Annotated in this window: 15 protein-coding genes and 2 pseudogenes; 6 read left to right on the top strand and 11 right to left on the bottom strand. The window is 61.1% G+C overall.

Annotated elements, in window-relative coordinates; genetic code table 11:
* Window positions 1-14: 14 nt before the first annotated feature.
* A complete protein-coding gene (locus QE453_RS12405) occupies window positions 15-821 on the bottom strand; it encodes a 3'(2'),5'-bisphosphate nucleotidase CysQ (RefSeq protein ID WP_004440221.1) in 807 nt (268 codons plus the stop codon).
* A 91-nt stretch (window positions 822-912) separates the two neighbouring features.
* Window positions 913-2,259: a TldD/PmbA family protein gene (locus QE453_RS12400; protein ID WP_034496291.1), complete on the bottom strand. Its 1,347-nt coding sequence runs from the start codon at window positions 2,257-2,259 to the stop codon at window positions 913-915.
* Between the two features lie 116 nt (window positions 2,260-2,375).
* Here QE453_RS12400 and QE453_RS12395 point away from each other — a divergent pair, with 116 nt between their 5' ends.
* Window positions 2,376-4,205: a monovalent cation:proton antiporter-2 (CPA2) family protein gene (locus QE453_RS12395; RefSeq protein ID WP_004440219.1), complete on the top strand. Its 1,830-nt coding sequence runs from the start codon at window positions 2,376-2,378 to the stop codon at window positions 4,203-4,205.
* 206 nt (window positions 4,206-4,411) lie between these two features.
* Here QE453_RS12395 and QE453_RS12390 read toward each other — a convergent pair whose 3' ends face one another.
* The 3 genes from QE453_RS12390 to QE453_RS12380 all read right to left on the bottom strand — a co-directional run bounded on the left by QE453_RS12390 (window position 4,412) and on the right by QE453_RS12380 (window position 7,908).
* Entirely contained in the window at window positions 4,412-5,338 is a 927-nt protein-coding gene (locus QE453_RS12390) for a patatin-like phospholipase family protein (protein WP_022555695.1), read from the bottom strand.
* An 88-nt stretch (window positions 5,339-5,426) separates the two neighbouring features.
* Complete coding sequence (gene rsmD / locus QE453_RS12385; RefSeq protein WP_022555694.1) at window positions 5,427-5,984, bottom strand: 16S rRNA (guanine(966)-N(2))-methyltransferase RsmD; 558 nt, start codon at window positions 5,982-5,984, stop codon at window positions 5,427-5,429.
* On the bottom strand, window positions 5,965-7,908 hold the full coding sequence (locus tag QE453_RS12380; protein WP_004440215.1) for a pseudouridine synthase: 1,944 nt from the start codon (window positions 7,906-7,908) through the stop codon (window positions 5,965-5,967). Before QE453_RS12380 ends, rsmD begins: the two co-directional genes overlap by 20 nt.
* A gap of 71 nt (window positions 7,909-7,979) precedes the next feature.
* Between QE453_RS12380 and QE453_RS12375 the strand changes: the two genes are divergently transcribed.
* The gene (locus tag QE453_RS12375; protein ID WP_004440213.1) at window positions 7,980-8,438 is read left to right on the top strand and encodes a nucleoside deaminase; all 459 of its coding nucleotides are present in this window, start codon (window positions 7,980-7,982) and stop codon (window positions 8,436-8,438) included.
* A 50-nt stretch (window positions 8,439-8,488) separates the two neighbouring features.
* Here QE453_RS12375 and QE453_RS12370 read toward each other — a convergent pair whose 3' ends face one another.
* From QE453_RS12370 to QE453_RS12355, 4 genes and pseudogenes are all read right to left on the bottom strand, one after another.
* Window positions 8,489-9,130, bottom strand: coding sequence for a hypothetical protein (locus QE453_RS12370; protein ID WP_004440212.1), 642 nt, complete (start codon window positions 9,128-9,130; stop codon window positions 8,489-8,491).
* Window positions 9,131-9,272: 142 nt separating this feature from the next.
* Window positions 9,273-12,176 carry an isoleucine--tRNA ligase gene (gene ileS, locus QE453_RS12365; protein ID WP_309777146.1) on the bottom strand — a complete coding sequence of 968 codons (2,904 nt, stop codon included), beginning with the start codon at window positions 12,174-12,176 and terminating at the stop codon, window positions 9,273-9,275.
* Window positions 12,177-12,456: 280 nt separating this feature from the next.
* A pseudogene (locus QE453_RS12360) lies at window positions 12,457-13,438 on the bottom strand (bifunctional riboflavin kinase/FAD synthetase).
* 57 nt (window positions 13,439-13,495) lie between these two features.
* Complete coding sequence (locus QE453_RS12355; protein WP_004440197.1) at window positions 13,496-14,344, bottom strand: TIGR01459 family HAD-type hydrolase; 849 nt, start codon at window positions 14,342-14,344, stop codon at window positions 13,496-13,498.
* Between the two features lie 457 nt (window positions 14,345-14,801).
* Here QE453_RS12355 and groES point away from each other — a divergent pair, with 457 nt between their 5' ends.
* The 4 genes from groES (at window position 14,802) to QE453_RS12335 (ending at window position 18,764) form a co-directional block, all read left to right on the top strand.
* Window positions 14,802-15,098 carry a co-chaperone GroES gene (gene groES / locus QE453_RS12350; RefSeq protein WP_004440196.1) on the top strand — a complete coding sequence of 99 codons (297 nt, stop codon included), beginning with the start codon at window positions 14,802-14,804 and terminating at the stop codon, window positions 15,096-15,098.
* A gap of 73 nt (window positions 15,099-15,171) precedes the next feature.
* Window positions 15,172-16,806, top strand: a complete 1,635-nt coding sequence (groL, locus tag QE453_RS12345) for a chaperonin GroEL (protein WP_004440194.1) — start codon at window positions 15,172-15,174, stop codon at window positions 16,804-16,806.
* Window positions 16,807-17,729: 923 nt separating this feature from the next.
* Complete coding sequence (locus QE453_RS12340; RefSeq protein ID WP_222857004.1) at window positions 17,730-18,170, top strand: hypothetical protein; 441 nt, start codon at window positions 17,730-17,732, stop codon at window positions 18,168-18,170.
* A gap of 147 nt (window positions 18,171-18,317) precedes the next feature.
* Complete coding sequence (locus QE453_RS12335) at window positions 18,318-18,764, top strand: DoxX family protein (protein ID WP_004440191.1); 447 nt, start codon at window positions 18,318-18,320, stop codon at window positions 18,762-18,764.
* A gap of 62 nt (window positions 18,765-18,826) precedes the next feature.
* Here QE453_RS12335 and hisG read toward each other — a convergent pair whose 3' ends face one another.
* Window positions 18,827-19,519 (bottom strand): ATP phosphoribosyltransferase, encoded by a 693-nt coding sequence (hisG, locus tag QE453_RS12330; protein WP_004440190.1) that lies wholly within the window; start codon window positions 19,517-19,519, stop codon window positions 18,827-18,829.
* Window positions 19,516-20,641: pseudogene (locus tag QE453_RS12325) on the bottom strand (ATP phosphoribosyltransferase regulatory subunit). Before QE453_RS12325 ends, hisG begins: the two are co-directional and overlap by 4 nt.
* Between the last annotated feature and the right edge of the window lie 7 nt (window positions 20,642-20,648).

The following is a 20,648-nucleotide window of genomic DNA, read 5'->3' as shown; positions in this document are numbered from 1 at the left end:
TTTCCCGCCAAACGTCAACTGCCAGACGGATGTGAAAACGCTTTCAAAAGTGCAGGCAGCGCATAATTTGCTGCGGCGCACAATGCGGGGTGGTTCACCCGGCGGCGATTATACATCAGAGGTTTGCCATCCAGACCGGCAAGCCGGCCGCCGGAGCGTTCGAGAATGAGATCCGCCGCGGCCAGGTCCCACTCGTGTGAGTTGGGCATGACCAGCGTACCGTCGATACGACCATCCGCCACCATCGCCAGCCGGTAGGCCAGCGACGGCACATGCGGGACACGCTCGACATTGTTGCGCATCGTTTCCGGCAGATGCGTGATCGCCTCTGCCGCGGCGGCGAGATGGAAGGTGCCGGTATTGCCGCCGCTTGCGGAGATGGGGCTTCCGTTTTTTAACGCCACGCCACCCTCTATCGCGGTAAATTCCTCCGACAGCGCCGGTGCGACGAGCACGCCCACCACCGGTCGCCCTTCATGCACCACGGCAACGCTGATGCACCAGGTATCCCTGCCGCCAATGAAGGCGCGGGTGCCGTCGATGGGATCGACCACAAAGACGGTGGAACGGGAAAGCCTGTCCGTATCGTCATCCGTCTCTTCGGAAAGCCAGCCATAATCCGGCCGGGCGGAGCGCAGAATGGTTTCGAGGATTTCATTTGCGGCGTAATCGGCCGCGCTGACCGGCGAAAGCCCGCCATTCTTCCACCAGACCTCGGGATCCTTGCGGAAGAAACCGAGGGCTGTCTCGCCCGCCTTGCGGGCGGCTTCGAGGACCAGCCTCAGATCGGAGGCCCAGCGGGCCTCATCCATGTCGTTCATCTTGCCGTCTTTTCCGCGCGCCTCAGATGGCGCGCCCGTTTTTCTGTTCGCACTTGCATATGAAGCGCCAGCGAAAACCCCGCAGGTCGCCTCACTTGCCTGCGATCGTCATGCCTTCGATGGCGAGCGTCGGGGCCGCGATGCCGTATTTGCGATCAATATCATTGGCTGGCGTGATCCGCATGAACATGTCCTTCAGGTTCGAGGCAATCGTGACCTCGGAAACCGGAAAGGTCTTTTCGCCGTTCTCGATCCAGAAACCGCTCGCGCCGCAACTATATTCACCAGTGATCATGTTGGCACCGTGGCCGATCAGCTCGGTGACGTAAAAGCCCGACCCGACCTGCCCCAGCAGGTCCTCCGGCGAGAGATCGCCCGGCTCCAGAGCAAGGTTGGTGGAGGCCGGCGAGACCGAAGTGCCGCCACGCACGCCGCGGCCGTTGGTTTCCAGGCCGAGTTCCCGTGCCGCGGAGGTGGAGAGGAACCAGTGCTTCAAAACGCCATCCTCAATCATCGTCATCTTTTCGCCGCGAACACCTTCGCCATCGAAAGGACGAGAGGAAGGGCCACGCACGATCTGAGGATCGTCGGTGAGGTACAGGCCATTTTTCAGCACCTGCTGGCCCATCTTGTCGCGCAGGAAGCTGGTCTTACGGGCAACGGAAGCGCCGTTGATCGCGCCTGCAATCGCACCGACGAAGCCGCGGGCGATGCGTGGATCAAACACCACCGTGATATTGCTGCCGGTATCGACCTGGCGCGGACCGACGCGGCGCACGACTTTTTCACCGGCGCGACGGCCTATCTCTTCGGCGGCATCGAGATCTGCATAATAAAGGCGGCTGTCGAAATCGTAGTCGCGCTCCATCTTCGTGCCTTCGCCGGCGATGACACTGACGGAACGGCTGAAACGGCTGCCCATATAGCTGCCGGCAAAGCCATGCGAGGTGACCAGCACGAGCCCGCCCATGCCGCTCGACGCGCCAGCACCCGAGGAATTGCTGACGCCCTTGACCGCCAGCGCCGCCTCTTCCGAAGCAAGGGCCGCCTCGCGCAATTGATCCGCAGACACGTCCGTTGCATCGAAAAGCTCGAGATCGTCATAGGAAGTTGCCAGCCGTTCCTTGTCCGCAAGGCAGGCAAAGGGGTCTTCCGGCGAAACCTTCGCCATGGCCACTGCCCTTTCCGCCAAGGTCTTCAGATCGAAGCCGGGATTGGCCGAAACGCTTGCCACCCGGCGGCCAACGAAGACACGCAGGGAAAAATCGTCGCTTTCGGAGGATTCGGTGCTTTCCACCTTGCCGAGCCGCACGCCGACCGATTGTGAGCGCGAACGCACGACAACAGCATCCGCCTCATCCGCGCCGGCGGCCCGGGCAAGATCGACAAGCTGGCTGGCGCGCTCGAGAAGTTTGGAAGAATCTATTTCTGAGGACATGAGTTGGCCTTTCATTCCTGTTCCATTTATTGTGCCAGCAACCCCGCATCAAGGGCGAAACGTCGCTTTCTCCGTCCAGAGGGCGCCATCGCCACCCTATTCGAAAGTTCGCCCGCATGACCGAGCACGACGCTCTCTTTTCCGAACCCTTGCTGCTTCTGGCCGGCGCGGTCATTGCGGCCTCCGTTTTCCGCAAACTCGGACTTGGCACCGTGCTCGGGTATCTGGTGGCCGGCATCGTCATCGGGCCGTTCCTGCATCTGGTCACCGATGCGAAGGACATCTTCAACGTCTCGGAACTCGGCGTCGTTTTCCTGCTCTTCATCATCGGGCTGGAACTCAAGCCGTCGCGCATCTGGCAGATGCGGCGCGATATTTTAGGGCTGGGGCTGGCGCAAGTACTGGTGACGGGCAGTGTGCTTGCGGCGATTGTATGGTGGGCGGGGCTGATCGACTGGCGCGGCAGCCTCGTCGCAGGTTTCGGCCTTGCGCTTTCCTCCACCGCCTTTGCACTGCAGATCCTTGCCGATGACGGCGACATGAATACAAGGCACGGCAACCGGTCCTTCTCGATCCTGCTGTTTCAGGATCTCGCCATCGTGCCGCTTCTTGCCCTTGTCACCATTCTTTCCAACCGGCCCGATGTGCCGACGGACTCCATGGTGTCCGATCTCATCGCCTCCGTCGTCGCGGTGGCCGGAATGATCCTTGCCGGGCGGTATCTTCTCACCCCCATGTTCCAGATCATCGCCCGCACCGGCGCGCGGGAGGTGATGATCGCCGCCGCCCTCTTCGTCGTCATCGGCGCCGCCGCGATCATGGAGGCGGTCGGCCTGTCGATGGGCATGGGCGCGTTGCTGGCGGGGTTGATGCTGTCGGAATCCTCCTATCGGCATGAGCTGGAGGCCGATATAGAGCCGTTTCGCGGGTTGTTCCTGGCATTGTTCTTCATGGCCGTCGGCATGTCGCTGCACGTCCATATCGTTTATGAGAACATCGTGCTTATCCTGATCGCCGTGCCTGTCATGATGGCGGTGAAGGCGGCGCTGATCTATGGCCTCTGCCGCATCGCAGGCTCATCGCGTTATGCATCGAGCCGCATCGCGCTGCTTCTGGCGCAGGGCGGCGAATTTGGTTTCGTGCTTTTCACCACGGCTGCCGCCTCGGGGCTGTTTCCGCAGGCAACGGCCTCGATCCTCGTTGCCGTCGTTACGCTCTCCATGGCGCTGACGCCGCTTCTTGCGGTGATTTCACGCCGGCTGACGGCGGAGGATGCGGAAGAAGACAAGCTGGAAGAGGATTTCGACGGAGCCGGCGCGGATGTGCTGATGATCGGCTTTTCCCGTTTCGGTCAGATCGCCTCGCAAATCCTTCTCGCCGGCGGGCGCGACGTGACCGTGATCGACAGTTCCGCCGATCGCGTGCGTCAGGCCGCCCGTTTCGGTTTCCGTATCTTTTTCGGTGATGGCACCCGCAAGGACGTGCTGATCGCCGCCGGCATCGAACGGGCCGATCTGGTGGCTGTCTGCACCCACAAGAAGGAAGTCACCGACCGTATCATCGACATGATCCAGTCGGAATTTCCAAGCGTGCGCATCTATGCCCGCTCCTATGACCGCATTCATTCGATCGACCTTAGAAAGAAGGGCGTGGAATATGAGCTCCGCGAAACGCTGGAATCCGGCCTGCTGTTTGGCAGGCGCATTCTCGAGGGGCTCGATATGGATGGCGACAGGGCTCTGGCGATTGCCGACGACATTCGCGAACGCGATGAGGAGCGACTGCAGTTGCAAGCCGTGGAAGGCCTCGCCGCCGGCCGGCAGATGCTGCACAACAAGCCGGTACGCGAGGTGAAGCCGGAACCGCTGATGAAGCCGAAGAACAAGGCGGAAAAGCGGGAGGAAGAAGAGGATATGGAGGACAGCGAGACGGAGGTGTCGTTGTGAAATGCGTTCTTCGTAGTGGCTGGGATAGCGCCACTTGTCTCTTCTCCCCGCCGGGCAGAAGTCCGCGGCAGCGGGATGAGGGGGCAAGGGTTCTGTCAATCGCTGGCGTTGCCCCCTCATCCGACCCTTCGGGCCACCTTCTCCCCGGCGGGGAGAAGAAATGCGTGGTACCCGCTCGTTCCTAGCGAATACTCAGGGATTGCTGCTTAAGCCTCCACGCCGTGCCCGCGATGAAACAGCTCCACCTGCAGCTCGATCTGCCGTTTGAGATCGTCCTTGATGCCGGACGACGCGTTCAGCACCTCTTCCGACTTCAGGAAGTCCAGCACGCCGAAACGGTGAACCGGAGGGCGTAGGAAAATGTGTGGCGGGCGCAGTCTGAGCTTCAGGGCAATCGCCGCCTGCATCATCAGCTGGCTGGCGCCGAACAGGCTTTCCAATCGGCTGGGCATGGTGGTTCCATCCCCTTCCGGGCCACCGACGACATCGACGCCGATAACGATATCGGCGTGATCCAGCAAATGTTCATAGGGAACCGGATTGAAGATACCGCCATCGATCATGATGCGGCCATCGATACGAACAGGCATGAACAGCGCCGGAATGGCGGCGGAAGCCGCCAGCGCCTGGATGATCTCGCCGCTCTCGACCACCACTTCGGTCTGGGCGTAATAATCCGTGGTTATCACTTTGAGCGGAATGGCGAGTTCGGAAAAATCCTTCGGCAGCGCCTGTGGCATCAAGGCGTGGAGAATGAGTTCGAGATTGAACTGGCCGAGACGAAAACCGTCCACCGCATGGCGCATCGATGCCGGGCCGAGGCTCCAGAGCCGGTTGGCGACCGAACCTTTGCGTCCCATGAGTTCCAGCGTGTATTCGCGGATTTCGCGGCCAGACATGCCGGCCGCCATGCCCGCGCCGATGATGGAGCCGATGGACGAACCGGAAATTGCCACGGGCCGGATGCCGAGTTCGTCGAAAGCCTCGATAACGTTGATATGGCAGATGCCGCGTGCGCCGCCGCCGCCGAGCGCCAGTCCGAATGTCGGCTCATGATTGCCCGCACCATCGCCTTCGAGAACTTCTTCTCCGGCGCGGACGATCGTGACGCTTTCGTTCCCAGCCTGATCCATGCGAAACACCCAAAACTGGTTACCACGGTGAAGGGGTCTGCCTATCCGGCAAACAAGACAAGACCGTGGCGTGACGGGGCACTCCCCGTCAGGGCTCGTAGCGGTAGAAATGCATCTTCGTGTCGCCGAAGATACGGCTTTCAAGCAGCTTGAACGCCGGATCGACATTGACCGTCACATCGCCGCGCTCTTCCAGAATGGCAAGCGCGCCGGCGTTGAGCCAACCGCCACTATGGGCAGCCGCGAAAGCCTTTTCGCCATGGCCATAGCCATAAGGCGGATCGGCGAAAAGAAGATCGAACGGCTCGATATTGTTGACGCCACCGAGCTTGGTGGCATCACGCCGCAAGATGCGGGCGCGGCCATGCAGACCCAGCGCATCGATATTTTCCCAAAGCAGCCCCCTGCCCTCGACGCCGTTTTCGACGAAAAGCGCCACACGACAGCCGCGCGAAAGCGCCTCCAGCCCGACCGCACCGGTTCCGGCGAAAACGTCCAGAACGCGCGTGCCATCCAGACTTTCCGGATAGGCATGGCTCAGAATGTTGAAGAGGCTTTCCCGCGTCCTGTCGATGGTCGGACGAATGGAATTTGTTTTCGGCGCGGCCAAGGTCCGGCCGCGGAACTCACCGCCTACGATCCGCATTACGTGTCATTCCCCTGCCTCCAGAAGGTTTGCCACCCGGGCCCTTGCCGCCCGGCTTATTACCGCCGGGGCCCTTGCCGCCAGCGCCTTTTCCGGAAAACCCCGAACGTTCGCCACGCTCGCCCGATTTTCCGAAGGACGGCTTGCCAAAGCCGGGTTTGCCGCCCGGCTTGCCGCCGCGGGGCTTGTCACCCGCTGGCCGCTCGCCGCGGGCGCGATCACCGTCGTCACGGGGTCTGTCTCGGAACGGACGGTCACCAGCGGGTCTTTCCCCCCGGGCGGTGCGATCGCCGAAACTCTTTTCGCCACGTGGGCGGTCGCTGCGCGGACGGTCACCGTCTTCGCGCGGGCGGTCACGGAAGGGCCGGTCGCCAAAGGGTTTGTCGCCCCGGGCCGGACGGTCACCAAACGGCTTGGCACCACGCGGGCGGTCGCCATCTTCACGGGGACGGTCGCGGAACGGCCGATCGCCGAACGACTTGCCGCCGCGTCCGCCACGATCGCCAAAATTCTTCTCGCCACGTGCGGAGCGATCGCCACGGCCCTGCCCGCGGTCATCGTCGCGGGTGGGTTCGGAACGAATCCACTCACCGTCTTCATCGGCATGGCGCACGAGGCTGCGGCGGGCTTCGTCCTGCGCAGAAGGCTTCTTGAACAGGCTTTCCGCCTCAGCACGGGCCGAAGACTTGCGTTCCTTGCCGTCACGGGTCGGCTTCGCACCAGGCGCCATCCAGACATTGGCCGTGCGGCTTGTGCCGGCAGGCTGGCGGGGGCGGCGGTCGTCACCCTCGTCCTCGGTGCGGCCCTTGGCGCCGAACTTGCCGGCAGGCTTGGAGCCGAACTTGCCGGCGGGCTTGTCGCCCCGCTTGGTGTCGAGGCGGCCAAGCGCCTTTTCACGGCGGTCCTCGGACTTGCCGCCTTTTTCGAAGCGTGGCTTGCCTTCCGGCGCATCGCTCTTTGCCCATTCGGCCTTCGCGGGCCGCTTCGGCGCGTTGTCTTCCGCGTCCTCAACGGGGGCATTGTAGATCGGCGCATCGAAATTGGCGCCCGCCTGTTCGATCAGGCGCGGGCCGAGCTGGTCGCGCAGCATCCGGCCACGCACTTCCAGCACCTTGCCTTCGGGCAGATCACCCAGCTGGAACGGACCGTAGGAAACGCGGATCAGACGGTTGACCTCGAGGCCGAGCGCGCCGAGCACGTTCTTGATCTCGCGGTTCTTGCCTTCGCGCAGGCCCATGCTGATCCAGACGTTGTGGCCCTGGGTACGGTCAAGCGTGGCGTCGATCGCGCCGTAGAGCACGCCATCGACGGCGATGCCTTCCTTCAGCTTGTCGAGCGCCGCCTGATCCACCTCACCATGGGCGCGCACGCGGTAACGGCGCAGCCAGCCGGTGGTCGGCAATTCCAGAACGCGGGAAAGACCGCCATCATTGGTAAGCAGCAGCAAGCCTTCGGTATTGATGTCGAGGCGGCCGATGGAGAGGACGCGCGGCAGGTCGCTCGGCAGATTGTCGAAAACGGTCGGGCGGCCTTCCGGGTCGGAATTGGTGGTCACCAGACCGGCGGGCTTGTGATAAAGCCACAGCCGCGTGCGCTCGGCGCCGCGAATCGGCATGCCATCCACTTCGATCTTGTCCGACAGCGTGGCGTTGACGACAGGCGTATCCAGCTTGACGCCGTTCAGCGACACGCGGCCCTCCATGATCATGCGCTCGACATCGCGGCGCGAAGCCACGCCGGCGCGCGCCATGATCTTGGAAATGCGCTCGGGCTTCGAGGCGCCAACGGTTTCAGGCACCGGGGCGGCCTTTGCCTCGGCAGGTTTCTTTTCGCGCTCGGCTGCGGGTTTGCCGGGGCCTTTCGGCTTCCTGTCTCGGCTAAATGTCTTGCCGCCGTCACGCTTCGGCTTGTCTTTAAAAGTCATTTGCTGTTTGCCTGTTGTTTGGGCTGTCCTATCAGGTCCAAGCACAAGGGTTAAGAGGAAATTGAAACGCAATGGCCGAAAGGACGCATTTCATGGAGCTGGCGCTTTGGGAAGCCCGTGCCGCCGGCGAGCGGCAGGAGGTTCCAATCGGCGCCGTACTGGTACTGGACGGTCGCGTCATCGCCCGTTCCGGCAACCGCACCCGTGAATTGAACGATGTGACGGCGCATGCTGAAATCGCCGTGATCCGTATGGCCTGCGAGGCGCTGGGACAGGAACGCCTGCCCGGTGCCGATCTCTATGTGACACTGGAGCCTTGCACCATGTGCGCGGCGGCAATTTCATTTGCCCGTATCCGTCGGCTCTATTATGGCGCGCAAGACCCGAAGGGCGGTGCAGTGGAGAGTGGCGTGCGGTTCTTCAGCCAGCCGACATGCCATCATGCGCCGGATGTTTATTCGGGACTGGCGGAGAGTGAAAGTGCTGACATCCTGCGGCAATTTTTCCGCGGGAAACGTCTCGACGACTGAGCGACTCGCGGGAGGCGTAAGCCTTCCCGCCAGCCATCAACCATTCGCCATTACTGGAAGGGGTTCCACCAGCTCTTGCCGGTGCCGGCCATTGCCGCTTCTTTCTTGCGGCGCTTTTCCTTTTTCTGCTCCGGCTCGCCGAGATCGGTCAGCTGATCCTGCGGAACGCTGCGATATTCGGCCGGCGGATCGGTGAGGAACTTGCGCTGGGCGTTGACCACAGAGCCGCCCTGGGCTTCGGCCTTGGCCTTGCGGAAGGCTTCCCACTTCTGGCTTTCCGTCATCTGACCGGCGGTGCCGTTGCCGGCGAGCAGCGGCGAACGATAATGCGGGTTGTTCTTGTTGGCATCCGCCTCATCGCGCAGGCGTTCGCGGGTTTCTTCCGGCGATTCGACCCATTGCGGGTTGTTTTCGCGGCTCGCCATGTTCTGCTGCGGCTGAGCCAGCTGCTCGGCACGGGCCTGGGCGGGAACGACGAGGCCCGGGCGAGGACCATATTTCAGGTTGCGCTTGGTCTGGTCGCCGGTGATCGAGGTTGCGTTGCCGAGATCGTCGACAAGCTGTTCGGCTGCCGTCTTGCCCGTACCGTAGGTCGGGCTCGTGCACGCGCCGAGCAGCACGCCTATCGTCGTGACGCCAACCACCGTGCGAAACATGCCCAAACCCTGCGCATTACCCTGCATCGTCTTCATTGAAACCCTTCCAGCCGTCCGTCCCACTTCGCCAGACATCGTCTTTCGGCAGGCGGCAGCCCGCATTGCCCTGTAAATCCGGCCATTTTCAGGCAGGTGTACCGGATGAAGAGGCAAAGCGCAATTCATCCGGCCATTTTCATTATGCCAGGGCCGCAAGCTCGCGCAGGGCGGCCGCATCGCGCGCCGATACATCGGGATAATCCGGATCGGAGCCGACATCGGTGGTGATGCGCCACGAACGCGCGCATTTTTCACCTTCCGCGAGCTTCTGCTCGACCACGACCTTCGGAACTTCCGGCAGGCGGAAACCGTCGGCAGGGCCTTCGTCACCCACAACCGTGATGGCCGAGGTGATGCAGATTTCGGCGAAGTCCTGATCCTTCAGCGCGGCCAGAAGATCGGCGTCGGCGATGTGGACGACCGGAGCCGCTTCCAGCGAAGAACCGATGCGCTTTTCACGGCGCTCGACTTCAAGCGCGCCCGTCACGACGGTGCGGACCTTGCGGATTTTCTCCCACTTCGCTTCCAGCGCATCATTCTTCCAGTTTGCCGGGATTTCCGGGAACTGGGCGAGATGCACAGACTCCGCATCCGGGTAGCGCGACAGCCATGCTTCTTCCGTGGTGAAGGGCAGCATGGGGGCAAGCCACGTCACCAGGCAATCGAACAGCTTGGCGATGACCGACAGGGCCGCGCGACGCTTCAGTGACGACGGCGCGTCGCAATACAGCGTGTCCTTGCGGACGTCGAAATAGAAGGCCGAAAGCTCGACATTGGCAAAGTCGATCAGCGCACGGGTGATCTTCTTGAACTCGAAGCCGTCATAACCTTCGCGAACAACGCCATCCAGTTCGGACAGGCGGTGCAGCACCAGCTTTTCCAGCTCCGGCAGATCGTCATAGGCGATCTCCTCACCCTTGTAATGGGCGAGCGTACCGAGCATCCAGCGGATGGTGTTGCGCAGCTTGCGATAGGCATCGACATTGGTCTGGATGATGGCCTTGCCGAGGCGCTGGTCTTCCCAGTAATCCGTGGTCATCACCCACAGGCGCAGGATGTCGGCACCCGACTGGCTCATGACTTCCTGCGGAGCAACCACGTTGCCGAGCGACTTCGACTGTTTACGCCCCTGCTCGTCCATGGTGAAACCGTGGGTCACAACGGCATTGTAAGGCGCACGGCCGCGCGTCGCGCAGCTTTCGAGCAGCGACGAATGGAACCAGCCGCGATGCTGGTCGGAGCCTTCGAGATAGACATCCGCCGGCCACTTCAAGTCCGGGCGGTCTTCCAGCGTGAAGGTGTGAGTGCAGCCGCTGTCGAACCAGACGTCGAGGATGTCCATGACCTGCTGCCACTTGGCATGGTCGTGGTCATTGCCAAGGAAGCGTTCCTTGGCGCCTTCGGCGAACCAGGCGTCCGCGCCTTCGGCCTCGAAAGCCTCGAGGATGCGGGCGTTGACGGCTTCGTCGATCAGAACTTCACCTTTCTCGTCGGCGAAGACGGCGATCGGCACGCCCCAGCTGCGCTGGCGCGACAGAACCCAGTCCGGGCGGCCTTCGATCATGGCGCGCAGGCGGTTCTGGCCGGAAGCCGGCACGAAGCGGGTCTGGTCGATGGCGGAAAGCGAACGGGAGCGCAGCGTCGTGCCGTCGCCCAGTTCCTTGTCCATATAGACGAACCATTGCGGCGTGTTGCGGAAGATGACAGGCTTCTTGGAGCGCCAGCTATGCGGATAGCTGTGCTTCAGACGGCCGCGGGCAAACAGGTTGTTTTCCGCGATCAGCGCCTTGATGACTCGGTCATTGGCGTCACCCTTCTTGCCGTTATCGTCCATGACACGGGCGGCACCGCCTTCGGCCGACGGGCCGAAACCGGGGGCGTCTTCGGTGTAGAAACCGTCATCGCCGACCGTGAACGGGATCTTGGACGAGATGCCGCGCGCTTCCAGATCGCGCGCCTGCGCCATCCACGCGTCAAAGTCCTCGCGGCCATGGCCGGGGGCTGTGTGCACGAAGCCGGTACCTGCATCGTCGGTGACGTGATCGCCATCGAGAACCGGAACAGGGAAGGTGTAACCCAGCGATGCCAGCGGGTGGGCGCAGGTAACAGCGGCGAGCTCCTCCGCCTTCACATCGCGCAGGCGTTTGAATTCGAGCTTCGCCTTGGCAAAGCATTCGGCTGCCAGCTTGTCTGCGAAGACGAGCTTTTCGCCCGGCTGCGGTCCGAAATCATTGGCCGCCGCCGTGACCTCATAAAGGCCATAGGCGATGCGTGACGAAAACGAGATGGCGCGGTTGCCGGGGATCGTCCACGGCGTGGTCGTCCAGATGACGATGGAAGCGCCATCAAGCTCGGCAGAGCCTTCAACGACCGGGAACTTCACCCAGATCGTGTCGCTCTCGACGTCATGATATTCGACTTCCGCTTCCGCCAGCGCCGTGCGCTCCACGACCGACCACATGATCGGCTTGGAACCGCGGTAGAGCTGGCCGCTCTTGGCGATCTTCAAAAGTTCGCCGGCGATGCGGGCTTCCGCGTGGAAATTCATCGTCGTGTAGGGGTTTTCGAAGTCACCCTCGATGCCGAGGCGCTTGAACTCCTCCGACTGGACCTTGATCCAGCCGGCCGCAAACTCACGGCACTCCTTGCGGAATTCGTTGACCGGAACCTCGTCCTTGTTCTTGCCCTTGGCGCGGTAGGCTTCCTCGATCTTCCATTCGATCGGCAGGCCATGGCAATCCCAGCCGGGCACGTAATTGGCGTCGTAACCGCGCATCTGGAACGAGCGGGTGATGACGTCCTTCAGGATCTTGTTCAGCGCATGGCCGATATGGATGTTGCCGTTGGCATAGGGCGGGCCGTCATGCAGCACGAATTTCTCGCGGCCGGCGGCCGAGGCGCGCAGCTTCTTGTAGAGACCCATTTCCTGCCAGCGCTTCACCGTTTCCGGTTCTTTCTGCGGCAGGCCGGCGCGCATCGGAAAATCCGTCTGCGGAAGATAGAGGGTGGTGGAGTAGTCCAGTTTTTCTGCGGTGTCGCTCATGATCATACCGTTGTTGCGCGCCGTGCGGGCCGCGCCATATCAATTGCAAAGAGGGCAAATTCGGAAAGCGCCACGTCCGTCTGTCACAGAAGCGCCAAAATCCCGGACCTTCCGGCTCTCTCAGAGCGGGCGGAAGGCCGGGCCAATAATTCGGCCAATCTGAACTGCAAATTTCAACCGGTATTGGGACATGGCCGGTTGTTTATGCGGTTTTCCGGTAAAAAGGAAGAGAAAAGCGACGGCAAGGGGCGGGCGAATAAGGACATGCCCCACAGCCTGCTCAAAACGCGATCTTCGCATCCACTTCGCTCAGCGGCTGCACACCCGACAGCATCGCCCTCGCCTCTTCTTCATCCCGCTTGATCTGCGCCACGAGCGGATCGAGACCATCGAATTTCAACTCATCGCGCAGATGCCCGAAGAAAGAGACCGAACAGACCTCGCCATAAAGATCACCGGAGAAATCGAAGACGAATGTTTCGAGCAGCGCCGCGCCGTTGTCCGTGACCGTCGGGCGATAACCGAAGCTCGCCACGCCGTCGCGGATCGAGCCATCGGGTCGGCGGAAGCGGACGGCATAGATGCCGGCCTTCAGTTCCGTTTCCGGCGCCAGCGCCATGTTGGCGGTGGGGTAACCCAGCGTGCGGCCAAGCTTCTGGCCGCCGATGACTTCGCTTTCCACCGTGAAACGGTAACCAAGCAGGCCTGCGGCGCCCGCCACATCACCCTCGCACAGAAGCGAGCGTATCCGGCTGGAAGAGACGACATCCGCGCCCTCGTCGCGGAAAGCGTCCACTAGCGTCACATCGAAGCCATGGCGTTTTCCGGCTTCCATCAGGAATGCCGGCCCACCTTCCCGGCCCTTGCCGAAATGGAAATCGAAACCGGTGACGACGGCGCTCGCATGCAGCCAGTCAATCAGGATGGACTGGACGAACTCTTCCGCCGAGCGCTGCGAAAACTCGCGGTCGAACGGATATTCGATGACCGAGCGGAAACCGATGGCCTCAAGGATGCGCGCCTTCAATGGCGCAGGCGTGAGGCGAAAGACCGGCGTATCGGGCCTGAACACGGAACGGGGATGCGGCTCGAAGGTCAGCACCAGCGCGGGGACGCCGCGGGCTTCCGCCAGTTCCAGCGCGCGATCCAGCACGGCCCGGTGGCCGCGATGCACGCCATCGAAATTGCCGATAGCGACGACGCCGCCACGAAGAGCTTCGGGCAGCGGCTCTTTTTTTTTCATTGCGGTGAAAGACGGTCATGACAGTCGATCCATTCCAGCGCCAGCTATTCCCGAGGCGAGACGTAGAAATGCGTCCTCAGGCAAGTCGGGGCATCCACCAGCCGGGTGAAGCGCCCTGCCCCTTGAGATAGGCATTGAGAAGCGCCTCGTCCGTCTGGCCGTTCAGCGTATATTCGGCGACGTGAATACCGCCGCTGATATAAAGAAGGTTGAGACCGCTCGCAATCGCGCCCTTCACATCCGTCGGCATGCCGTCACCGATGGCGAGAACGCGATCCTTGGCGAAGGCGCCGCGCACTTCCTTGGCCGCTGCAAGGCACGCCTCATAGATCGGCGCATGCGGCTTTCCGGCGATGCGAACCTCGCCGCCAAGCTGTTCGTAATAGGCGGCCATGGCGCCGGCGCAGGGAATGATGCGCTCGCCGCGCTCCACCACCAGATCCGGGTTGGCGCAGATCATCGGCACGTTGCGGGCAATAAAGCCCTTAAGCATTTCGGTATAGTCCTCCGGCGTCTCCGTCTCGTCGTCGAAGAAGCCGGTGCAGACCACGGAGTCCGCGTCGGCCTCGCCAACCACCTCGACATCGAGACCCTCCAACAGCGGCATGTCTCGCTGCGGTCCCAGCAGGAAGACTTTTCTGGGGCCTTCCGCGATCAGGCCACGCGTTACATCGCCCGAGGTGACGATGCGGTCATAGGCCTCGTCGGGCACGCCGAGCACACGCAGCTGGGCGATGACGCCGGGCGCGGGACGCGGTGAATTGGTGATGAGAACCACGGTCTTGCCGGCTTCGCGCGCGCTTCTCAGGGCAATGGCCGCGTCCGGAAAGGCGCTGACGCCATTGTGCAGCACGCCCCAGACATCCGACAGGATAACGTCGAACCCATCAGTGATTTCGCCGAGAGTTTGAATGCGGTGGGCCATGAGATGCTTTCCGGATGCGAGAAGAGTGTGTGCGTCACATCGCAAAGCGGGACGCCGATGGCAAGGAAAAAAGCGCCGCCGGTCCGGGCTTCGGACTGAACGGAATGGCGCGTCACACTCGACGTCATCCTCAGACTTATCCCGCGCATCCAAACCCGTCACGAAAATCAATGCGTTGTCAGATCATATTCACGGGACAAGCCTGAGGAAGACAGCAGCGCGCTTTTCGAGCCTTCCAGCCTCCCGATGTGAAGCTTCATAGCATCGCGCAGACATAGAAATTCCTGTCATGGAACGCTGGTAACCATAAGCCATGAAATTTTTCAGACAGGGCGTTCTTGACTCCGGAAGAAGCCCTCCTTATCTCGGTTCCGCTGGCACTCGATAAACGAGAGTGCTAACACCCATCAGGCGAGTTCCAAAAGCTCGCGCAGTCATTTGATCGAGGGATTAGACAATGACAAGCACCAATTTCCGCCCGCTTCACGATCGCGTCGTTGTTCGTCGCGTTGAGTCCGAAGAAAAGACCAAGGGCGGCATCATCATTCCCGACACCGCCAAGGAAAAGCCGCAGGAAGGCGAAATCGTCGCCGTCGGTTCCGGCGCACGTGACGAAGCCGGCAAGGTCGTCGCTCTCGACGTCAAGGTTGGCGATCGCGTTCTGTTCGGCAAGTGGTCGGGCACCGAAGTCAAGCTCAACGGCGAAGACCTTCTGATCATGAAGGAAGCCGACATCATGGGCATCATCGGCTGATTTCGGCCACCCCATCCTTCCTTAAATTTCAAGCCGGACCCCGTCCGGCCATTCGAAACCAGGAGTTTTGAAAATGGCAGCCAAAGAAGTAAAATTCGGCCGCACAGCACGCGAAAAGATGCTCAAGGGCGTCGACGTTCTTGCTGATGCAGTGAAGGTAACCCTCGGCCCGAAGGGTCGTAACGTCGTTATCGACAAGTCCTTCGGCGCTCCGCGCATCACCAAGGACGGCGTTTCGGTCGCCAAGGAAATCGAACTGGAAGACAAGTTCGAGAACATGGGCGCACAGCTCGTTCGCGAAGTTGCCTCCAAGACCAACGACATCGCCGGTGACGGCACCACCACCGCGACCGTTCTGGCCCAGGCCATCGTTCGCGAAGGTTCCAAGGCAGTTGCTGCCGGTATGAACCCGATGGACCTGAAGCGCGGTATCGATCTGGCCGTTGCTGAAGTCGTCAAGGACCTTCAGGCCAAGGCCAAGAAGATCAACACCTCTGAAGAAGTTGCGCAGGTCGGCACGATCTCCGCAAACGGCGAACGTCAGATCGGTCTCGACATTGCTGAAGCAATGCAGAAGGTCGGCAACGAAGGCGTCATCACCGTTGAAGAAGCCAAGACCGCTGAAACCGAACTCGAAGTCGTCGAAGGCATGCAGTTCGACCGCGGCTACCTGTCGCCCTACTTCGTGACCAACCCTGAAAAGATGGTTGCGGACCTCGAAGACGCCTACATCCTTCTGCACGAAAAGAAGCTCTCGAACCTCCAGGCCATGCTGCCGGTTCTCGAAGCTGTCGTTCAGACCGGCAAGCCGCTCGTCATCATCGCTGAAGACGTCGAAGGCGAAGCTCTTGCAACGCTCGTCGTCAACAAGCTGCGTGGCGGCCTCAAGATCGCTGCCGTCAAGGCTCCTGGCTTCGGCGACCGCCGCAAGGCCATGCTGGAAGACATCGCCATCCTGACCGGTGGTACCGTCATTTCCGAAGACCTCGGCATCAAGCTCGAAAACGTTACGCTCGACATGCTCGGCAAGTCGAAGAAGGTTTCGATCTCCAAGGAAAACACCACGATCGTTGACGGCGCCGGCCAGAAGTCCGACATCGAAGGTCGTGTTGCCCAGATCAAGGCCCAGATCGAAGAAACCACCTCCGACTACGACCGCGAAAAGCTGCAGGAACGCCTTGCCAAGCTCGCTGGCGGCGTTGCCGTTATCCGCGTTGGCGGTTCGACGGAAGTCGAAGTGAAGGAAAAGAAGGACCGCATCGACGACGCTCTCAACGCGACGCGCGCTGCCGTTCAGGAAGGCATCGTGCCTGGTGGTGGCGTGGCTCTGCTGCGTTCGTCCACGAAGATCGCCGTCAAGGGCGAAAACGACGACCAGGAAGCTGGTATCAACATCATCCGCCGCGCCCTGCAGGCTCTGGTTCGCCAGATTGCAGACAACGCTGGTGACGAAGCTTCCATCGTTGTTGGCAAGATCCTCGAGAAGAACGAAGACAACTACGGCTACAACGCCCAGACCGGCGAATATGGCGACCTGATCCAGCTCGGCATCGTCGACCCGGTCAAGGTTGTCCGCACGGCTCTGCAGAACGCAGCTTCGGTTGCTTCGCTGCTGATCACCACCGAAGCCATGATCGCCGAGCTTCCGAAGAAGGACGCTCCGATGCCGGCAATGCCGGGCGGCGGCATGGGCGGCATGGACTTCTAATCAGTCCTGTCACCGGAATAATGAAAGGGCGGTCTTCGGATCGCCCTTTTTCGTTGGCCGCCCATGCCCCTTGAGTGGTCCGGCGTCGCCAGCGCGCCGGACGGGCGGCAGGGACTTCTAATCAGTCCTGTCTCCGGAATAATGAAAGGGCGGTCTTCGGATCGCCCTTTTTCGTTGGCCACCCATGCCCCTTGAGTGGTCCGGCGTCGCCAGCGCGCCGGACGGGCGGCATGGACTTCTAACCAGTTCTGTCATCGGAATAATGAATGGGCGGTCTTCGGATCGCCCTTTTTTCGTTGGCCGCCAATGCCTCTTGAGTGGTCCGGCGTCGCCAGCGCGCCAGACGGGGCGGCATGGACTTCTAATCAGTCCTGTCATCGGGATAATGAACGGCACTCGTCGGGTCGGCCTTGTCCCCTGACCGAAGAGAAAAGAGCGCAGTTTGTGAACCTCGACGCCAGACTGAGCAGAACGTCGGCACTTCCCAGAGAGATGCCTCGTAAAATCAACCGGTTGCACAATTTCGAAGGCCCACGCGGAAGGGCTCAAATATTGTCCCGTTTTGGAACAGCGCCGCATTTATCCCGCCGTTTTTTTGCGGCTCATGGAATATTGCGGTGGCGCTGCTGCGAATCATCATCACCACGGGACTCGATATCGGCGCCAAGTGACCTGTAAGTACGCTATTTAGTTGTGGCTTTTCACAAGTCTCGCGGTTTTGAAGAAGAAATACATATTATTTTTATATTTCTCACTGACTGGTTGTTGTAGGTAGAAGAAAATAAACTATAAGCAGCCCCCGTAAGGGTGCCGCGACGGGACGCAAGCATTGAAGGGGTTTCGATGCCTGGCAGATACGTCCGACTGCGGATGGCGGTGGAAGTTCGACCCGGCGATAACGCTTCAAAAGCGGCGCCGGCGCGATGTTCATACGGGGGCGCGAATTGTTCGAAATATCAAGACGCAACGATGCTTTGCCCGCGGCGGCTCCCACCACACCGGATCCACGGACTTTGGCGCGTTTCTTCATTTCGGAAGAATGGAGCAGTGAGCTTTCGAGCGGTGTCATCCGGCTCGGCGAACACGCATCTTTCATGCATGGGGTGCCGCCGGGTGAGTGCGGCCTGCTCAGCCTCGTCCGCTGTTACGACCGCGCTGACCACGCCCGGGTGCTGGAACTATTCGAACAGGCTTCTTCCGCCCCCTCGCGTTTCTGCTTTTCAACCGGCATCTCGATGTTGCCGGCCCTGCGGCAACCGGTCATCTGCATGGGTGAATCCTTCAATTTTGAAGATGGCCAGCCCGGTCGTATCACGGGACTGTTCCTGTTTCCCCGTTTCGAAGACATGCGCTTCGCCGCCTGATATCCTGTTTCCAGTTTCACCATCGTTCACAAAATAAAGACAATTCGTCTTCTGTTGTTCATCTTTATGGGCGAATGATTTTCAGTCATTGATATCTCCAGACATTGCCCCAACCGGCGAAACGCCGATCATTTACCGGAGATTTCCATGTCCAGCAGCCAGAACGTTCTCGTTCTTATTGCCCGCATTCTGCTATCCTTCATCTTTATCTATGCCGGCTTCGGCAAGCTTACCGATCCGGCCGGTACGGCCGGCATGATCGCCGGTGCCGGCATGCCTGCCGCAACCGCGCTTGCATATCTCGCAGGCCTCTTCGAACTCGTGACCGGCCTTGCCATTCTCGTCGGTTTCCAGACGAAAATCGCCGCCTGGGCGCTTGCCGTCTTCTGCGTCTTCACCGGCCTCGTTTTCCACAGCGGCACCGTTGCCGTTCCCGGCTGGCCTGACCCGGCGCTTGGCTGGATCAATGCGCTGAACGGCATCATGCTGATGAAAAACATCACCCTGGCCGGCGCTTATATCCTGCTCGCCGCCTTCGGTCCCGGTGCTTATTCCGTCGATGCAAAGCGCGGCGTCGCTCTGGCTCACGCTTGATTCAGGCGTCCCGCTAACGAAAAAGCCGCTGGAGCGATCCAGCGGCTTTTGTGTTTTGACGCTCAGACCGCCGCCCTGATGCGCGACGCTATCTCCTCAATCCTTCCATCGCCGTCATGCTCCGGTTTGCGGGCGCGGACAAAGCAGGCTTCCGAACGCACGATGATACCGTCGGAGAGAATTTTCAGATGGTTGGCTTTCAGCGTCGAACCCGTGGAGGTGATATCAACGATGATATCCGCCTGCCCCGCCGCCGGCGCGCCTTCGGTGGCACCGAGGCTTTCGACGATGCGGTAAAGCTGGATGCCGTGCTGGCGTGAAAAGAACTGCTGCGTCAGCCGCCAGTATTTGGTGGCGATGGCGAGCCTTCGACCATGGCGGGCGCGGAACTCCGAAGCGACATCACCCAGATCTGCCATGCTGTCCACATCCAGCCAGATTTCCGGCACGGCGACCACGACGTCGGCATGCCCAAAACCGAGACGGGCGCAGAATTCCACCTGCGCATCGGCATTGGTCAGCCCTTCACGCACAAGGTCCTCCCCGGTCACGCCGAAATCCACCGTGCCGGCGCCGATCTCGCGGGCGATTTCTGACGCCGACAGATAGGCGATCTCGATATCGTCGCGCCCTTCGACGCGGCCGCGATAGGAACGATCATTGCCGACGGCAGCGACTTTCAGCCCGGCGCGTTCGAGAACGGCGGAGGAGTCTTCCTTCATCCGGCCCTTGGAGGGCAATGCGATGGTGATCATGGCTTACTCCCGCGCACCGTTTCGATGCGATCCAGCCAGAGCGAGAAGCCCACGGCCGGTATTTTTTCCTGTGCGCCGAGCAGCGTCAGCAGCCGGTCGAAACGGCCGCCACCGGCGAGAACACTATCTCCACCCGCTTCCACCACCTCGAAAACAAGGCCGGTATAATAGTCGAGCGGACGACCGAATGCCGCGCCATAGGTGACGGTTTCGAGGTCAACGCCAGCGTTAGAAAGAGCTGCGACACGCTTATCGAAAGCGGAAAGCGCCCCGTCCAGTTTCAGCTTCGCCTTTGCAGCAAAATCGGCCAGAACCTGCGAGGCTTGCAGCAGAGGCGCCTTCAAAGCGAGGAACTGCTTCAGCAGCGCAAAACTGTCATCCGGTAGACGTGTGCGCCGCAAGGGCCAGTTTTTCCCTCAGGCGGCGGGCGATTTCCTGTGGTGAACGGCTTGCATTGGTGGAGTAGCCGGTTTCCTGCATCACCGTATCGAGATAATCGACCAGCACCGCCTCATCCCCGGTCGCCAATAGCCCGGCGACGCGGGCGTCCAGCCCGGTCATCGGCTTGGGATGCATGAGGCTTTCCAGCAACGCGTCAAGCTGCGCCATGTCACCGAAGGCCTGTACCAGCCGCTTCTGCCAGCCGAGCGGCAGGCCAAGGGCGGCAACAACCGCCTCGAACACCTGTTGATCGCCCAGGGTGACGGCAAGCGCCCGGCCCGGCAGCAGGCGCTGCAGAATCCCGGTGGCATCGATGACGGCACGCGCATCGGCGGCAGCAATATCGGTATCGCCGAGATCCTCGATGCCGGCCTGATAAAATTCGTTCGCACCTTCGCGGCGCTGGCGGAAGACTTCACCGAGATAGGAATAACGTTTGGGTGTGCCGGTCGCCGTCTCGATATGGCGCAGGCAGACGGGAATGGTGAATTCGGGCCGCAGGCACAGGCTCTCACCCGTCTCGCTTTCCGTCATGAAGATACGGCGGCGCAAATCCTCGCCAGCCATATCCAGAAACGGTTCCGCAGGCTGGATGACGGGCGTGTTCACGCGACTCGTGCGGCGCGCGGCGAATTCTTCCAGTAGCTCTCCGGAAAACTCCGGCATGTCGATCAGGGGCATGGAACGG

The organism is Agrobacterium sp. SORGH_AS_0440 (genome assembly GCF_031453135.1).
GTDB classification, from domain to species: Bacteria; Pseudomonadota; Alphaproteobacteria; order Rhizobiales; family Rhizobiaceae; genus Agrobacterium; species Agrobacterium pusense.
The sequence above is the reverse complement of the archived record's forward strand: the minus strand, read 5'-3'. Positions and strand labels throughout refer to the sequence as shown.

What these genes read in the sequence shown, in the direction of transcription:
- QE453_RS12405 (WP_004440221.1), bottom strand. Translation starts at nt 821, where the DNA reads ATGAACGACATGGATGAGGCCCGCTGGGCCTCCGATCTGAGGCTGGTC.
- QE453_RS12400 (WP_034496291.1), bottom strand. Translation starts at nt 2,259, where the DNA reads ATGTCCTCAGAAATAGATTCTTCCAAACTTCTCGAGCGCGCCAGCCAG.
- QE453_RS12395 (WP_004440219.1), top strand. Translation starts at nt 2,376, where the DNA reads ATGACCGAGCACGACGCTCTCTTTTCCGAACCCTTGCTGCTTCTGGCC.
- QE453_RS12390 (WP_022555695.1), bottom strand. Translation starts at nt 5,338, where the DNA reads ATGGATCAGGCTGGGAACGAAAGCGTCACGATCGTCCGCGCCGGAGAA.
- rsmD (WP_022555694.1), bottom strand. Translation starts at nt 5,984, where the DNA reads ATGCGGATCGTAGGCGGTGAGTTCCGCGGCCGGACCTTGGCCGCGCCG.
- QE453_RS12380 (WP_004440215.1), bottom strand. Translation starts at nt 7,908, where the DNA reads ATGACTTTTAAAGACAAGCCGAAGCGTGACGGCGGCAAGACATTTAGC.
- QE453_RS12375 (WP_004440213.1), top strand. Translation starts at nt 7,980, where the DNA reads ATGGCCGAAAGGACGCATTTCATGGAGCTGGCGCTTTGGGAAGCCCGT.
- QE453_RS12370 (WP_004440212.1), bottom strand. Translation starts at nt 9,130, where the DNA reads ATGAAGACGATGCAGGGTAATGCGCAGGGTTTGGGCATGTTTCGCACG.
- ileS (WP_309777146.1), bottom strand. Translation starts at nt 12,176, where the DNA reads ATGAGCGACACCGCAGAAAAACTGGACTACTCCACCACCCTCTATCTT.
- QE453_RS12355 (WP_004440197.1), bottom strand. Translation starts at nt 14,344, where the DNA reads ATGGCCCACCGCATTCAAACTCTCGGCGAAATCACTGATGGGTTCGAC.
- groES (WP_004440196.1), top strand. Translation starts at nt 14,802, where the DNA reads ATGACAAGCACCAATTTCCGCCCGCTTCACGATCGCGTCGTTGTTCGT.
- groL (WP_004440194.1), top strand. Translation starts at nt 15,172, where the DNA reads ATGGCAGCCAAAGAAGTAAAATTCGGCCGCACAGCACGCGAAAAGATG.
- QE453_RS12340 (WP_222857004.1), top strand. Translation starts at nt 17,730, where the DNA reads ATGTTCATACGGGGGCGCGAATTGTTCGAAATATCAAGACGCAACGAT.
- QE453_RS12335 (WP_004440191.1), top strand. Translation starts at nt 18,318, where the DNA reads ATGTCCAGCAGCCAGAACGTTCTCGTTCTTATTGCCCGCATTCTGCTA.
- hisG (WP_004440190.1), bottom strand. Translation starts at nt 19,519, where the DNA reads ATGATCACCATCGCATTGCCCTCCAAGGGCCGGATGAAGGAAGACTCC.